Annotated in this window: 15 protein-coding genes; 11 read left to right on the top strand and 4 right to left on the bottom strand. The window is 63.0% G+C overall.

Translation table 11 applies throughout. The annotated features are described in order from the left end of the window. Positions 1 to 58: 58 nt before the first annotated feature. The gene (locus AUR04nite_RS03650; RefSeq protein ID WP_170184078.1) at positions 59 to 1,093 is read right to left on the bottom strand and encodes an ImmA/IrrE family metallo-endopeptidase; all 1,035 of its coding nucleotides are present in this window, start codon (positions 1,091 to 1,093) and stop codon (positions 59 to 61) included. Between the two features lie 419 nt (positions 1,094 to 1,512). Between AUR04nite_RS03650 and AUR04nite_RS03655 the strand changes: the two genes are divergently transcribed. The 4 genes from AUR04nite_RS03655 to rpsN all read left to right on the top strand — a co-directional run bounded on the left by AUR04nite_RS03655 (position 1,513) and on the right by rpsN (position 3,051). Further along, positions 1,513 to 1,992 (top strand): MarR family winged helix-turn-helix transcriptional regulator, encoded by a 480-nt coding sequence (locus AUR04nite_RS03655; protein WP_141362059.1) that lies wholly within the window; start codon positions 1,513 to 1,515, stop codon positions 1,990 to 1,992. A 340-nt stretch (positions 1,993 to 2,332) separates the two neighbouring features. Further along, a complete protein-coding gene (gene rpmB / locus AUR04nite_RS03660) occupies positions 2,333 to 2,569 on the top strand; it encodes a 50S ribosomal protein L28 (protein ID WP_141362061.1) in 237 nt (78 codons plus the stop codon). 2 nt (positions 2,570 to 2,571) lie between these two features. Continuing rightward, positions 2,572 to 2,742: a 50S ribosomal protein L33 gene (rpmG, locus tag AUR04nite_RS03665; protein ID WP_022874359.1), complete on the top strand. Its 171-nt coding sequence runs from the start codon at positions 2,572 to 2,574 to the stop codon at positions 2,740 to 2,742. A 3-nt stretch (positions 2,743 to 2,745) separates the two neighbouring features. Then, on the top strand, positions 2,746 to 3,051 hold the full coding sequence (gene rpsN, locus AUR04nite_RS03670) for a 30S ribosomal protein S14 (protein WP_141362063.1): 306 nt from the start codon (positions 2,746 to 2,748) through the stop codon (positions 3,049 to 3,051). A gap of 62 nt (positions 3,052 to 3,113) precedes the next feature. Here rpsN and AUR04nite_RS03675 read toward each other — a convergent pair whose 3' ends face one another. The 3 genes from AUR04nite_RS03675 to AUR04nite_RS03685 are packed head-to-tail and all read right to left on the bottom strand — an operon-like array spanning position 3,114 to position 6,148. Continuing rightward, a complete protein-coding gene (locus AUR04nite_RS03675) occupies positions 3,114 to 3,704 on the bottom strand; it encodes a DnaJ family domain-containing protein (RefSeq protein WP_141362065.1) in 591 nt (196 codons plus the stop codon). After that, the gene (locus AUR04nite_RS03680; RefSeq protein ID WP_141362067.1) at positions 3,701 to 4,222 is read right to left on the bottom strand and encodes a GNAT family N-acetyltransferase; all 522 of its coding nucleotides are present in this window, start codon (positions 4,220 to 4,222) and stop codon (positions 3,701 to 3,703) included. The genes AUR04nite_RS03675 and AUR04nite_RS03680 overlap by 4 nt, the downstream gene beginning before the upstream one ends. Before the next feature lie 3 nt (positions 4,223 to 4,225). Next, positions 4,226 to 6,148 carry an FAD/NAD(P)-binding protein gene (locus tag AUR04nite_RS03685; protein ID WP_141362069.1) on the bottom strand — a complete coding sequence of 641 codons (1,923 nt, stop codon included), beginning with the start codon at positions 6,146 to 6,148 and terminating at the stop codon, positions 4,226 to 4,228. 288 nt (positions 6,149 to 6,436) lie between these two features. Between AUR04nite_RS03685 and AUR04nite_RS03690 the strand changes: the two genes are divergently transcribed. Genes AUR04nite_RS03690 through AUR04nite_RS03720 form a run of 7 tightly spaced genes read left to right on the top strand, consistent with a single transcriptional unit; the run spans position 6,437 to position 13,558 of the window. Then, positions 6,437 to 7,432, top strand: coding sequence for an amino acid ABC transporter permease (locus AUR04nite_RS03690; RefSeq protein ID WP_141362071.1), 996 nt, complete (start codon positions 6,437 to 6,439; stop codon positions 7,430 to 7,432). Beyond that, a complete protein-coding gene (locus tag AUR04nite_RS03695) occupies positions 7,416 to 8,228 on the top strand; it encodes an amino acid ABC transporter ATP-binding protein (protein ID WP_141362073.1) in 813 nt (270 codons plus the stop codon). Before AUR04nite_RS03690 ends, AUR04nite_RS03695 begins: the two co-directional genes overlap by 17 nt. A 12-nt stretch (positions 8,229 to 8,240) precedes the next feature. Continuing rightward, positions 8,241 to 9,179: a transporter substrate-binding domain-containing protein gene (locus AUR04nite_RS03700; RefSeq protein WP_141362075.1), complete on the top strand. Its 939-nt coding sequence runs from the start codon at positions 8,241 to 8,243 to the stop codon at positions 9,177 to 9,179. Between the two features lie 51 nt (positions 9,180 to 9,230). Further along, positions 9,231 to 10,259 (top strand): LLM class flavin-dependent oxidoreductase, encoded by a 1,029-nt coding sequence (locus tag AUR04nite_RS03705; RefSeq protein ID WP_141362077.1) that lies wholly within the window; start codon positions 9,231 to 9,233, stop codon positions 10,257 to 10,259. Then, on the top strand, positions 10,256 to 11,584 hold the full coding sequence (locus tag AUR04nite_RS03710) for an LLM class flavin-dependent oxidoreductase (RefSeq protein ID WP_141362079.1): 1,329 nt from the start codon (positions 10,256 to 10,258) through the stop codon (positions 11,582 to 11,584). The genes AUR04nite_RS03705 and AUR04nite_RS03710 overlap by 4 nt, the downstream gene beginning before the upstream one ends. Beyond that, positions 11,581 to 12,543: an ABC transporter substrate-binding protein gene (locus AUR04nite_RS03715; RefSeq protein WP_141362081.1), complete on the top strand. Its 963-nt coding sequence runs from the start codon at positions 11,581 to 11,583 to the stop codon at positions 12,541 to 12,543. Before AUR04nite_RS03710 ends, AUR04nite_RS03715 begins: the two co-directional genes overlap by 4 nt. Before the next feature lie 22 nt (positions 12,544 to 12,565). After that, positions 12,566 to 13,558, top strand: a complete 993-nt coding sequence (locus tag AUR04nite_RS03720; RefSeq protein ID WP_141362083.1) for an SDR family NAD(P)-dependent oxidoreductase — start codon at positions 12,566 to 12,568, stop codon at positions 13,556 to 13,558. Positions 13,559 to 13,751 lie beyond the last annotated feature (193 nt).

The raw sequence follows: 13,751 nt of genomic DNA on the forward strand, positions 1-13,751 counted from the left end.
GACCCCTTTGTTGCTGGTCTGCCCAGCCTAGCCCCCGCCGCGCGCTTCGGCTAGGGAACTAGCGCACCGCGTGCAGGCGGGTGCGGGCGTTGGATCCGCCGCCGGCCAGCAGCACAAATGCCTGCCCGAAGGTCAGCTCGTGCAGCTGCTGTGCGCCCAGGCCCAGCTGGTGGGCGATGCGGGTGGTGCCCATGCGGTTTTCCACGCGCAGCGCGGGGAAGACGATGGAGAAGACCCTCGAGGTGGCGCGCACTATGTCCCCTGCCGGTTCCAGCGCCAGCTCCGCCATGAGCCAGCGGTAGCAGTCCTCGTCGAGCAGCTGAGCCTCGCGGGCGCAGTCCAGGATGACTGCCGCGGGCGTACCGAACATCCTCTGCAGGTCAAGCAGCTGTACCAGGGTCAGCGAGCTGGAAACCCGCAGCTGCAGCGACAGCTCCGGCAGCAGGAGACTGGCGGCGAAAAGGTCCGCCTCGCGTTCGGCGGCGCAGCCGGCGCCCTCTTCCAGCGCCGAATGCAGCAGCAGATGCGCCAGCTCATGGGCCAGCCGATAGCGGGTGTCAGCCTCCTGCCCCGGGGAGAGGAAAATGAAGCCCTGGCCGTCCTCCCAGAAGCTGAGCGTGACCGGCCCGCACAGCACCCGCACCCCGCGGGATTCAAGCACATAGAGCAGGTCCGGGATCGGTCCGCAGCCCAGGTTCCAGTCAAGCCGCAGCCGCGCGGCCGCCTGCTGCGGGTCCAAGCCCGTGTAGTCGGGGATTTGGGTATCCGGCAGGGTGAAGCAGCCGGTAATCAGTGAATAGAGTTCGACGCCGCAGCGTGCCAGCGCCGCCGCGGAGGCCTTCGCGGCGCCGTCGAGTCGGCGCGGGGTGCGGAAGAAAATCCGCTGCACCTCGATCGACCTGGCGGGGGAGAGTTTGAAGAAGCCCGGCAGGAAGCCTGTCGCGGCCGCCAGCGGCGCGGCCAGCGCATCGGGGGCGCCGTGCAGTTCATAGTCGGCGATCAGCTCGGGATCCAGATTCATCACGCGGGCAAGGTCCATGGTGCCAAGGCCCGCACGTTCGCGGGCCAGGGTGATACGGGTTGGTTCCAGCATGACTTCCTGCTTCCAGCGGCTTAAAGCACACAGTAGTGTCATGGGCCTCAAAGCACCAATCGGCGCGGTAACACGGGCGCGAAGGTGAAACTGCTGCCGGATTCCACCCGCCGCTTCGCACTATTCCGGTGCTGCCGGCTCGACCGGCTACGGCGGCTTCCAACGCTGCGCAGCGCGGCTCGACAGTGAGGAACCAGAGCCTGCCGAGGGCAGCGTGGGGAGATGTCCCCATTCGGAAAGTGATGATACATTGCATAACATAATGCCTGTGGGGGACTGGAATACTTCAGATTTTCGCATCGCGGCGGCCTGATGCCGCGGGTGCATTCACCACATGTTGCAACTTTGGGGGATTGCGGACTTTACTTTATCCATCCGGGACCAGGTACTTGGTCCATGGAGATTCGATGGGACATTTCATGAGTGACGAGCCTGTATGGCTTTCAGATTCCGAGCGCCAAGCTTGGCTGGGCCTGAATGCGGTACTGACTTTGCTGCCCGCCGCGCTGGATTCGGACCTGCAGGCGCTGGATGGAATTACGTTGTTCGACTACCACATGCTTGCGATGCTCTCCGAGTCTCCGGGACAGCAGCTGTCGATGACCCACCTTGCTTCGTTGACCAGCGCCTCGCTCTCCCGGCTCTCTCACGTGGTTAAGAAGCTCGAAACCCGAGGCTGGGTGGCTCGGGCGCAGTCGCCCGATGATGCCCGTGTGAAAATCGCTACATTAACCGAGGCGGGAATGAACGCCGTCGTGAGAATGGCCCCGCACCATGTGGCCTCTGTTCGCGGGCTGCTCTTTGATCCCTTGGATGACAAGGATGTTTCCGATCTCGCGCGGATTACCCGGAAGATCACCGCTGGTCTGGATGAGAGCCACTGGATTCTGGACAGCTGATTTTCAGATTTGGAACCCGGGCAAATTCTCGATAAGCTTATCTGGCGTTAATCACGCATGCCCGAATGCATTCTCCGGATGCTTCAGCGTGCGTGAATAGCCCGTAATACCGAATATCGCGGCCAACTGAGTACGGGGAAAATGCTCGACCGGTTGCGAAGTTCACCGTCTTACATACTTTAAGGCTCTTCGGTTGGTTCTCACCCAGCCTGGTTTCTTCCTAGTGTGCAGTAATAACGGTGTTTCACTGGTCGGCGGGACAACGCAGGGGTGGTGCCGATATTCGGTATCACGAGCGAGGACCGCCGCGCATTTACTACTAACTAACTAAGGAGTGATCATGGCAGCTGTTTGCCAGGTAACCGGTACTACTCCGGCCTTCGGACATAGCATCTCCCACTCGCACCGTCGCAACAAGCGTCGTTTCGATCCGAACATCCAGAAGAAGACCTACTACGTGCCATCGCTGCGCCGTAAGGTGACCCTGACCCTGTCGGTCAAGGGCATCAAGGTCATCGATGCCCGCGGTATCGACGCTGTTGTTGGCGACCTGATTGCGAAGGGTGTGAAGCTCTAAAAATGGCAAAGAAGGATAAGGACGTACGTCCGATCATCAAGCTGAAGTCCACTGCTGGCACCGGTTTCACCTACGTGACCCGCAAGAACCGTCGTAACGACCCAGACCGTATGGTTCTGAAGAAGTACGACCCAGTAGTCCGCAAGCACGTAGAATTCCGAGAGGAGCGCTAAGACATGGCCAAGAAGTCCAAGATCGCAAAGAACGAACAGCGCAAGGTCATCGTCGAGCGTTACGCTGAAAAGCGCCTCGAACTGAAGAAGACCCTGATTGATCCAAACGCCACCGACGAGGCTCGCGAAGCAGCTCGCGTCGGCCTGCAGAAGCTGCCACGCAACGCTTCTCCAGTCCGCGTTCGCAACCGCGACTCGATCGACGGCCGCCCACGCGGCACCTTCCAGAAGTTCGGTATCTCCCGTGTTCGCTTCCGCGACATGGCACACCGTGGTGAGCTTCCGGGCATCACCAAGTCTTCCTGGTAAGACCTGCAAGTCTTTAGACTTACGCGCTAGCCGCCTTCCTTCGGGAAGGCGGCTTTCGCCGTTTAACGACGCCACCAGCGTTTCTTTTTCGGCGCCGGCTGCTCCGAGGGGGCCGGGGCAGCGGAGGCGCGGCGGTTCTGCCACGCGAAAACCTCGGCGTCGGCATCACGCAGGGCGGTGATGACCGGAGGGCCGCCGAGCAGCTGGCGGCGGGCTTCGATGACGCGCTGGTTGAAGTCATCGATGTGTTCGCGCACGGCGCGCGGTGTGGGCAGCGCATCCAGCGTCTGGTCCATGTGTTCGTCTTCCACCCGAAGGGTCAGTGCCGGGGGACCGAGGCCCGAGATCTTCTCGCGGTGCATCATCGATTTCAGCCACCAGTCGGGATCCGTGCTGCTGGTGATGTGGTCGATGTTCTTTCCTGCCAGTGCGAGGTTGTCGAAATCCCCGCGGGCGACCGCTTCGTCCAGCGCTGAATTGGCGATCTCCCAGGCCTCGTCCTCGGCATGGATCTGCATCGGGGTGCGCGGCTTGTCCACCGGAGCCATGCCGGTGGCTTCGGCGTATTCGTCCACCGGCAGCGGCGGCTGCGACTCGGTCAGCTTTTCAAGCTTGTAACGAGCCGCGTTCAGTGCAGCTTCGTCCTTGTTCATGCAATTATCGTTTCACCGTCGGCACTGGCGGGCAAGGCCTTGGTAAACGCCAGATATTCAAGCGAACGCGGGTCGGCTTCAATATCAAAGCCCGGCAGATAGCCGGCGTTGAGATAGAGGTGGAGTGCTTCAGGCTGATTGGGCCCGGTAGTGAGGTAGATCTGCGAATAGCCCAGTTCCGCCGCCGCCAGTTCCAGCTCCTGAAGGATCCGGCGGGCCAGGCCGCGGCGGCGGTACCCTTCATGGGTCCAGATGCGTTTAAGCTCGGCGGTGTTCTGATCAAAACGGCGCAGTGCGCCCCCGGCGACGGTCTGTCCGTAAAGTTCGAGTACAACGAAACGCCCGAAGGGCGCCTCGAAATCTTCGGCGGGAAAGCGATTGAGTTCCTGGGCCACGGAGCCGTCGCGGTCTCCGTACCGTTGCGTGTACTCCGCACTGAGGCCGGCAAACAGCGGCTGCAAGCGTGGATCGCCCAAGCGAACCTGGTGGGCTCTGAGGATATCGTGTTGTGTTGTCATTGCTTAACCTAGGATACGATGTGCGTCGCCGACGGAGCCTGCCAGTTCCCAAGGGGACATCCGAGCCGGCGCTGACAGCACTTCTCGCGCCAGCGCATCGCTGTCGGCAAAGGGCGCAGAATTGGACTTGGGGCGTGAGAATGCGCCGCCTTGAATTCCCGAGACCGAGGCGCCGACGGCGAAGAGCCAGCGGTGGACCGCCCCGTCCGGGCCGATGACTTGGCGCAGCGAGTTGATGTGCAATTTTCCTGAACCTCCTGGTTCTTCGGTAATGAGTCCTCGGCGGTGCAGCGCGGCGAGCAGCGGGTCGGCGCTGGAGGCCACACGCGTTGCCGGCAGCCTAGCCTCGATGAACCACTGGGCGTTCACCGTGCCGGCCAGGGTTTGAGCGGTGAACTGTTGGGCTTGTTCATCGAAGCCGAAACTGGTCTCTGGGCCGAGAAACTCGATCAATCCGGCGTCATGCAATGCCAGGAGCTCTCGGAGCCTGTGGGCGGGTGGCCCCGAATCGATGAAGCTGAAGAATCCATGCCACCAGCTCGCAAGCTGGCTGCGTCCCTGCTCGCTCAGCTTGTCGTGGATGAATCGCAGATCGGTGTAGCAACGCAGCAGTCCCAGGAACAATGCCTGAAACTGCGGATGATCCGGTGAATCACGCAGCCGAAGATCCTGGATAATGTGGGAGGTGACCAAGCGGTTGATATGCGTGCGTGCCAGCTTCGACCCGAAGGGCCGGGGAAACGGCAGCGGAAAGTCGAGCTCTTCAAATTCAAGCCGATCGGCAGGTTCGAAGAAGCGCGCAACCAGCGACGCGCGCTCAGGCGAATACCAATGCACTGATTCATAGGCGTCGGCAAAGTCCTCAAAACTCCCGGTCCTCGCCGCGGGTGCACTGAACAGCTCGCGGTAGTAGAAGTAGGCGGCTTCCTTGGCGATCAGCGGCCACACATGCTCAAAGAAGTCCAGTTCGCCGTGCCGTTCGTGCAATCGGGCGAGCTGTTCTTCGGTGAAGAATCTGGTGCTGGAAGTGTCTGAACGCGGAATGCTGCTGATCTTGGAATGATAGGGGACGCCGCGCCGGGAGCCGGCCAGCAGGCGGGGCTCTGCACCGCTGGGGATGTAGCGCAAGGCGCCGTCGGAAGCTGGCTCGAAACGTCCGCCCCTGCCTTCAAAGAGCAGCACGAACAAGTCGGTGAAAGCGAGGCCCATGCCGGATACCAAGACGTCGGCACCGGCAGGCAAGGACTGGAAATCGATGTCGTTGGTGTATCCGGGCGGGAAATAGCCCAGGTGTTGATGTTTGGCGGCCTTGGCTGCAAATTCAGCGGCCCGTGCATCCGACTGAATCCTGGCATCGAGGTGGCCCTGAACCAGAACCACCTGATCTGCCTCGATGATCTGGCCGGAGGCAAGATGGACCTGGTGCGCCGAGGGCCCGGAAATCAGGTCCACAGCAGTGTCCAGGTGAACCTCGACCTGGTCCGGGGCCGCAAAGGAAGCCCGAACGCGGTCGAAGAACCAGCGCAGATAGCATGACTGTAGTCTGCGGGTGGGGAAGTCTTCCGGGCCCAAGGCAGCGACTTCGGCACGCAGTAGCGGGTCTGATGCAAGTTGCTGGGGCGCATCGTTCAAGGCTCCTTCGCGGATGAGCCGCGCCCATTCATCAAGCGGAGGGCCGTTGACGGCCGGACCCAGGCACTGCACCGACTCGTCGGTGAACATCGAGACATCGGAAGCCCGAGAATTCAGCTTGAGCAGCGGGCTTTGATTTTCTCGCCAGATGCGGCCCGCACCCGCAGGGTAGGGGTCGACGATATGAAGGCGCAGCGGCGAGCCGGGGAAATGCTCCCGGTTGGCGCTGATGCGTTCGAGGATCATCGCGGTCCGCGGTCCTCCGCCGATAAAAACAATGTGCTGCTCATCCATGCTCTCTCCTTGCGCCGCACAGCCATGAGGCCCGGGCCTAGTCGTAGCGCCAGACTAGAAGCGCATGCAGCATCGCAGCTAGGCGGCTGACTTGCGAAGAAACAAAGGTCATCGGGAAGCAACGCAGGAACACAGTTCGACCCGAGATTCGCCGGAATCCGCGTCAAGAAACGTCATGACTACCGCAAATTGCATCAGGTGAACGAGCGTGAATCTGCGCCGTGCGCTGGCCGCCGCCGCGGTTCTACGGTGTTCTCATCGCCATTCGATCTGATGAAGGAAGCACCGATGACACTGACCACGGTCGACGCTGCGGCGCAAAAACAAGTGCCCGGCAATACGGGTACTGGGCAAGCCAGCGAACGAGACTATTCCGACTACAAGGTCGTCCCGGCCCGCCACCCATGGCGCTGGCTGGGCACGGTTGTTGTTGCCGGCCTCGCGGCCAGCGTGCTGTATTCCCTGCTGACTAATCCGCGATGGGAATGGGACGTCGTGGCGCAGTGGTTCACCGCCGAATCGATCCTGCGTGGGTTGGGACAGACGCTGAAGTTGACGCTGATCTCCGGAAGCCTGGGATTCTTGCTCGGCTTTGTCCTGGCATTGATGAGGCTGTCCTCTTCGCCGCTGTTCAGCTCGGTGTCCTGGACCTTCTCCTGGATCTTCCGCTCCACGCCGCTGCTGGTGCAGCTGCTGCTTTGGTACAACCTCGGCTATCTCTACGAGACCATCAGGCTGGGCGTGCCGTTCACCTCGATCACCTTCGCAGAACTGCAGACCACCACGCTGATCAGCCAGTTCGCGGCGGCGGTCCTGGGCCTGACGCTGAACCAGGCGGCCTACAGCGCCGAGATCATCCGCGGAGGCATCCTCTCGGTGGACCAGGGGCAGATCGAGGCGGCCGAGGCGCTGGGCATTCCACGCTGGCGGCGCTCCACGAGGATCGTGCTGCCGCAGGCGATGCGGGCCATCCTGCCCACAGCCTTCAACGAAATCATCGGGCTGGTCAAGGGAACCTCGATCGTCTACGTGCTGGCCTATTCGGAGCTGTTCTACACGGTGCAGGTCATCTACAACCGCACCCAGCAGGTGCTGCCGATGCTGCTGGTCGCCACGATTTGGTACATCGTCATCACCTCGGTGCTGAGCATCGCCCAGTACTACATCGAACGCCACTACTCCCGCGGCGCGCTGCGCACCCTGCCGCCGACCCCGCTGCAGAAGCTCCGCCGCTTTATTTCCACCCATGCCGTGAAAGGACCAGCCAATGAGCCTGCTCGTTGAGAATCAGCCAACCACCAGCCGCGGCGCGGTTAGCGTGCGCGGGGTGGAAAAGCACTATGGCAATGTGCAGGTGCTGCACGGGATCGACCTCGATGTGGCCCCCGGAGAGGTGCTAGTGATCCTCGGACCTTCCGGCTCCGGAAAATCCACGCTGCTGCGCACGATCAACCACCTGGAAAAGGTCGACAAGGGCACTATCGCCATTGACGACGAGCTCATCGGCTACCGGGCACGCCACGGCAAGCTGCATGAACTGCGCCAGGCAGAAGTCCTGGCCCAGCGCACCGAAGTGGGGATGGTGTTCCAGAACTTCAACCTCTTTGGCCACCTGACCGTCTTGCAGAACATCATTGAGGCACCTGTCCATGCCAGAAAAATACCCAGAGCGCAGGCCATGGCACGGGCGCGGGAGTTGCTTGAACGCGTGGGGCTGGCGGACAAGGAAGCCGCCTACCCGCGACAGCTCTCTGGCGGGCAGCAACAGCGGGTCGCCATCGCCCGGGCCCTGGCGCTGGAGCCAAAGGTGGTGCTGTTCGACGAACCCACCAGTGCCCTGGACCCGGAGCTGGTCACCGAGGTGCTCGACGTGATCAGGTCGCTGGCTGAATCGGGCACGACCTTGATCATCGTGACCCACGAAATCGGTTTTGCCCGCGACGTGGCAGACCGCATCTTGTTCGTGGACGCCGGGCGGGTCATCGAGGACGGCACCCCGGAACAGGTGCTGGCGTCACCGCGCCACGAACGCACCAAAGCATTTTTGTCCAAGGTCATCGAACCCGCATTCCACATCTAAGGACCAACCCACATGAAACACGTTGCACTCGCGACCCTGTCGGCGGCCGCGCTGCTGGCCCTGACAGGCTGCGCCGATCCAGGAGCGGCGGCCTTACCTGAGACCGGCGGCCCGGGCTATAACACCTCCCCGGAACAGGACCGCATTCGCTCGCAGGTAGATCAGAAACTAGCCGATGCGGTGCCCGCAGCGATTAAGGAGGACGGGAAGCTGACGGTGGCCACTACCGGAGGCTCGGTGCCGCTGAGCTTCCACGCCACCGACGACCGCACGGTGATCGGCACCGAAGTCGACCTCGCGCAGCTGGTCGCCGACAAGCTCGGCCTGGAACTGGACCTGCAGATCACCAGCTGGGAAAACTGGCCGCTGAAAACCGAGTCGGGCGACTTCGAGGCGGTCTTCTCCAACGTCGGCATCAACGCTGAACGGGTGAAGAAGTTCGACTTCTCCACCTACCGGGCCGCCTACATGGGGTTTGAGGCCCGCGCCGACAGCAATATCACCGTGAACGGGGCTGCTGACATTTCAGGCAGGAAGATCGCGGTGGGCTCGGGAACCAACCAGGAGAAGATCCTGCTTGCCTGGAACGAGGACCTTGCCAAGCAGGGCAAAGAGCCGGCGCAGCTGCAGTACTACTCCAATGAAGCGGACACCATCCTCGCCCTGTCCTCGGGGAGGATCGACCTGAACATTGCACCCTACCCTTCGACGGTGTACCGCGAAAAGGAGCGCGACGACGTGAAGGTCGTCGGCAAGATCAACGCCGGCTGGCCCGCCGAAACCCTGGTCGCGGCCACCACCAAGGCAGGTAATGGCTTGGCCGAGCAGATCACCGCGGCATTGAACAAGGCCATCGAGGAAGGCAGCTACGGGCAGGTGCTCGACCGCTGGTCACTGGGAGAGGAAGCACTCGCCACCTCAAAGACCGTGACCGAGGCGAACTACAGATAACACGTCCGCTGAGCCGGACAACAAGAACTTCAACGACAAGAAAGATGCACCGTGAGCCAACAAACCCTGCTCCTAGCCCTCAATCTCGACGGCGCCGGCAGCGACCCCCACCAAACCGCCGATGAGGCACTGCGAGCAGAATCAGCAGGATTCCATGCTGTCAGCTTCACCAGCGACGGGCTGCTGGACCCGGTCCAGCGTGCCAGCTACGCCGCCGCGCAGACCCGGAACATCGGGCTGCTTCCCGTCATCGACGCGCTGTTTACCGAACCCTTCCACACCGCCACCCAGCTGGCGAGCCTTGACATCATCAGCGGCGGCCGGGCCGGCTGGTTCCTCGCGGCCCGGAACGAGGAGCAGCTGGCCGCCGCGGTGGGCCGCACCCCACTGCAGGAGGACCAGCTCGGCATTGAAGCCGCCGACGTGGTCGCCGTCCACCGCAGGCTTTGGGACAGCTGGGAAGCTGACGCGGTGATCAGGGACCATGCCACGGGCCGCTATCTGGATGCTCGGAAGCTCCACTACGTCGAGGTTGCAGGCCAGAATTTTTCGGTGAAGGGGCCGGCCATCACCCCGCGGCCGCCGCAGGGCCAGCTTCCCATCATCGCCCCGGCCGGACTGTTCACCACGCCGGGCCTGCGGCACTGCCGCCTGGACGGCGCCGACGTGGCGGCCATCAACGCGGCAGATCCCCAGACGCTGCTCAGCAAGGCCGAAAAGTTCAGCGCCACCGGGGCGGTGGCCATCGAGCTGGATGTGTACTTGGACGCGGCGGGAGAACCGGCGCAGCACCGGCGTGACGCGCAGCCGCAGGCGCAGCGCACCGAGCGGACCGAATTCATCGGCTCAGCGCAGGAACTGGTCGACTTCATCCGCGCCGTCGCCAATGCCACCGAAAACCCAGCCGATCAGCGCAGACACCTGATCCACCTGTACCCCGGGGACCTGCAGATCGACGGCCCCGAACTGGTCAACGAGGTGCTTCCGCAGCTGAAGGACCTGCTGGCCCCCGTCCAAGACAGCCTGCGCGAAAGCTTCGCCCTGCCCGTAGCCCACAATCGATTCAAGGAAGCAGCATGAGCACCCAGCATCAACTACGATTCGGCGTCTTCTTCCAGGGCGTGAATTCCTCGACCATTTGGCGCAGCGAAGCCTCGGGCTCGCAGACGGACTTCTCATCCTTCCGCCGCCTCGCCCAGACCGCCGAACGCGGCCTGTTCAGCGCCTTCTTCCTGGGGGAGGGGTTGCGCCTGCGCGAACACCTAGGCCGCATCCACGAACTCGACGTCGCGGGCCGCCCCGACGCGCAGACCATGCTCGCCGCCCTGGCTGCCGTCACCAGCAACATCGGGCTGGTCGCCACGCAGAACACCACCTACAACGACCCTGCGGATCTGGCCCGGCGCCTGGCCTCGCTGGATTTGATCTCCCAGGGGAGGGCCGCCTGGAATGTGGTCACCACCCACAACGCCTGGACCGGGGAGAACTTCAGGCGCGGCGGCTACCTTGAGCACTCCCAGCGCTACACCCACGCCGAAGAATTCGTCCAGACGGTGCGGCGCATCTGGGCCGGCGGGCCGGTGCACCATCGCGGCGAGCACTACACCGTCGACTACACCGGTACGCTGCCGGCCAGCACCCAGCAGAGGCCGGTCCTGTTCCAGGCAGGAGATTCCGCAGAAGGCCGCGACTTCGCCGCACGGCAGACCGACGTGATCTTCTCGGCCCATGTGGGGCTGCAGGATGCCCTGGACTTCCGGCAGGACATCAACCAGCGTTCGGTGAACGCAGGACGCAGCCCCTACGCGGTGAAGATCATGCCCAGCGCCGAATTCATCATCGACCAAACCCCCGAAGCGGCGGCCGAAAAACACCGCTGGGTGCGCGAACAGCAGATCGGCCCGCAGCAGGCGCTGGCCTATCTTGAACAATTCTGGGGAACGCGGCTGGAAGACGTCGACCCCTACGGTCCGCTGCCGGACTTCGACCCGGTGGTGCAGCGCAGCTCGGTAACCCGCGGCAGCGGATTCCAGGGCGCCAAGACCCTGGAACTTGCAGCGAGCTGGCGTGCAGAAGCCAGGGCCAAGGGGCAGAACATCATCCAATTTGTCCGCGGGCGCTCGCACCGTCCGGAGCACACCTTCACCGGATCCTACGACCAGGTCGCAGAACGCCTCGCCGACTACGCGCGGCAGCGCGCGGTCGACGGCTTCAACATCAGCCCGTGGCTGATCCCCACGGGAATCGACGACATCGTCAACCACCTGGTCCCTCGCCTGCAGGAGCGCGGCATCTATCCGCAGTCCTATGCCGGAACGCTGCGCGAAAACCTCGGACTGACCATCGACCACGACCACGAACTGCACGCCCAAGGGCTGCTGCCAGTTGAACAGGAAGCATCATGAAACACCGGTACCCACGACATCTCATCGCCGCCGCGGCCCTGCTGGGGGTCGTTGCGCTCAGCGCCTGCTCCGATCCTTCGCAGGCCAGCGAAAGCACCCAAAGCCCAGATGCCAAGGCGGCGAGCCTGAGCAATCCCGAACAGCAGCGGCCAAAGGTCGAGGTCAACAAGAAAGCCAAGGACCTGGTGCCGGAAAAGATCGCGGCCGACGGCAAGCTGAGCGTCGTCACCGCTCCGGGAGCGCCGCCGCTGAGCTTCTACGCCACCGACAACACCACGCCCGTGGGCTACGACGCCGACCTGGCGGCGGCGCTCGCCGATTCACTGGGGCTTGAGCTGGAACTGACCCCGGTGTCCTGGGCCGACTGGCCGCTGGGCATCGAATCGGGCAAATACGAGGCGGCAATCAGCAACGTGACGGTGACCGAAGAGCGCAAGAAGAAGTTCGACTTCGCCACCTACCGCGAAGACCTGCTGGGCTTCTATACCGCCAAGGACTCCGGGGTGGGTCCGATTGACAAGGCCGAAGACGTCGCAGGGCTGAAGATCATCGTCGGTTCGGGCACCAACCAGGAAAAGATCCTGGTCGACTGGGACAAAGAGAACCAGGCCAAGGGCCTGAAGCCGGTGGACTTCCAGTACTACGACGACGATTCGGCCTCCACCCTGGCCCTGTTGTCGGGCCGGGCGGACGCGAGCTTCGGCCCCAATGCCACCGGCGCTTATAAGGTGGCGACCACCGGAGAACTGAAACAGATTGGTTCGTTCCCCGGCGGCTGGCCAGACACCGCCCAGGTGGCGGTGACTGCGAAAAAGGGCAGCGGGTTGGCGCAGGCTGCGGAAGCCGCCCTGGACGGGCTGATCGACTCGGGCGTCTACGGGCAGATCCTGGACAAGTGGGGGCTGAGCCAGGAAGGAATCGACGATTCGCGGGTGAATCCTCCGGGGCTTGCGGGGTAGCAGTTGTAGTACCGTGAGGTTCATGGATCAAGTAGTGCGTTTGGGTTCCCTGGAACAACTGGGGCATGGTGTGCCGGGTCCCGACATTCACGGCAACCGCGGCCGCTGGGCATCATTGGGCGCTGGAAAAACTGCAGTGGTCACCGGAGCCAACGCCGGTCTCGGGTTCTTTTCCGCGCTGGGCCTGGCCGAGGCCGGTGCCCATGTGGTGCTTGCCTGCCGCAACCAGGCCCGGGCAGAACAAGCCATGGAGCAGATCTGGGTGCGCGTGCCCGGTGCGAGTCTGGAATTCATGCAGTTCGACGCCGATTCGACGATCTCCGCCATGGGCCTCGCGGCGGAGCTGCGTGCGCGCACCGTCGACATCCTAGTGGCCAATGCCGGAATGATTCACACCCCCGCACAGCGGCATCCCGGATTGTTCGGCTACGAAGCGGTGATGAGCACCAACGTGGTCGGCCACGCGCGGCTGATCGGCGAATTGGCCGAGAAGTTCCGCGAACATCCGCTGCGGCTCATCGTCTTGGGATCCATGTCCACGCTGATGCTGCGCGCAGATGCGCAGAACTTGAAGCTTGAGCACGGATACAACCCCTACCGCGCCTATGCCCAGTCCAAGGCCGCCCTGCAGGCGCTGGGCATCGGGCTGGACCACAGGCTGCGCCAGCTGTCCTGGCCGTCGCGGTCGATCGCCGTGCACCCGGGCTACAGCGTCTCCGGGCTGACCCCGCAGATTGCCGGAATCAACGAACCGGGCTTTGCCAAGCGTTTGGCCGGCCAGCTTCAGGCGGGTTTCGCGCAGGGCAAACACCAAGGAGCCGTGGCAGTTGTCGAAGCCGCACTGAACCCGGGGATCGCCCTGTGCGCACCGGGGGTGTACTTCGGTCCGCAGCACACCTCCAAGGGCCGGATTTCACTGGCCAACCCGGCAAAAATCACCCGCGGCAAGGCCCTGCAGGATCAGGTGTTCAAGCTGTTCATTGAGGCAAACGAGGGGCTCGACCCCTTCGCGTAACGCGTGCTTTCGTGAACTTTCACACGCCGATCAGGTGGAGAAATTCCCTAGAATCCGCGGAATGATGCACTTATTGTCGGGCAAAGCTGGTAAGTTCGTCACTGATAAGTCCGCGCGACCGTGCGGCGTTCGGGGTCTGTTGTGGGCCTTGGATCTCTAGTCCAGGAGGACAAACATTGGCTATGAACCGTAG

It is taken from the genome of Glutamicibacter uratoxydans (assembly GCF_006539925.1).
Classification (GTDB): Bacteria; Actinomycetota; Actinomycetes; order Actinomycetales; family Micrococcaceae; genus Glutamicibacter; species Glutamicibacter uratoxydans.

What these genes read in the sequence shown, in the direction of transcription:
- AUR04nite_RS03650 (WP_170184078.1), bottom strand. Translation starts at nt 1,093, where the DNA reads ATGCTGGAACCAACCCGTATCACCCTGGCCCGCGAACGTGCGGGCCTT.
- AUR04nite_RS03655 (WP_141362059.1), top strand. Translation starts at nt 1,513, where the DNA reads ATGAGTGACGAGCCTGTATGGCTTTCAGATTCCGAGCGCCAAGCTTGG.
- rpmB (WP_141362061.1), top strand. Translation starts at nt 2,333, where the DNA reads ATGGCAGCTGTTTGCCAGGTAACCGGTACTACTCCGGCCTTCGGACAT.
- rpmG (WP_022874359.1), top strand. Translation starts at nt 2,572, where the DNA reads ATGGCAAAGAAGGATAAGGACGTACGTCCGATCATCAAGCTGAAGTCC.
- rpsN (WP_141362063.1), top strand. Translation starts at nt 2,746, where the DNA reads ATGGCCAAGAAGTCCAAGATCGCAAAGAACGAACAGCGCAAGGTCATC.
- AUR04nite_RS03675 (WP_141362065.1), bottom strand. Translation starts at nt 3,704, where the DNA reads ATGAACAAGGACGAAGCTGCACTGAACGCGGCTCGTTACAAGCTTGAA.
- AUR04nite_RS03680 (WP_141362067.1), bottom strand. Translation starts at nt 4,222, where the DNA reads ATGACAACACAACACGATATCCTCAGAGCCCACCAGGTTCGCTTGGGC.
- AUR04nite_RS03685 (WP_141362069.1), bottom strand. Translation starts at nt 6,148, where the DNA reads ATGGATGAGCAGCACATTGTTTTTATCGGCGGAGGACCGCGGACCGCG.
- AUR04nite_RS03690 (WP_141362071.1), top strand. Translation starts at nt 6,437, where the DNA reads ATGACACTGACCACGGTCGACGCTGCGGCGCAAAAACAAGTGCCCGGC.
- AUR04nite_RS03695 (WP_141362073.1), top strand. Translation starts at nt 7,416, where the DNA reads ATGAGCCTGCTCGTTGAGAATCAGCCAACCACCAGCCGCGGCGCGGTT.
- AUR04nite_RS03700 (WP_141362075.1), top strand. Translation starts at nt 8,241, where the DNA reads ATGAAACACGTTGCACTCGCGACCCTGTCGGCGGCCGCGCTGCTGGCC.
- AUR04nite_RS03710 (WP_141362079.1), top strand. Translation starts at nt 10,256, where the DNA reads ATGAGCACCCAGCATCAACTACGATTCGGCGTCTTCTTCCAGGGCGTG.
- AUR04nite_RS03715 (WP_141362081.1), top strand. Translation starts at nt 11,581, where the DNA reads ATGAAACACCGGTACCCACGACATCTCATCGCCGCCGCGGCCCTGCTG.
- AUR04nite_RS03720 (WP_141362083.1), top strand. Translation starts at nt 12,566, where the DNA reads ATGGATCAAGTAGTGCGTTTGGGTTCCCTGGAACAACTGGGGCATGGT.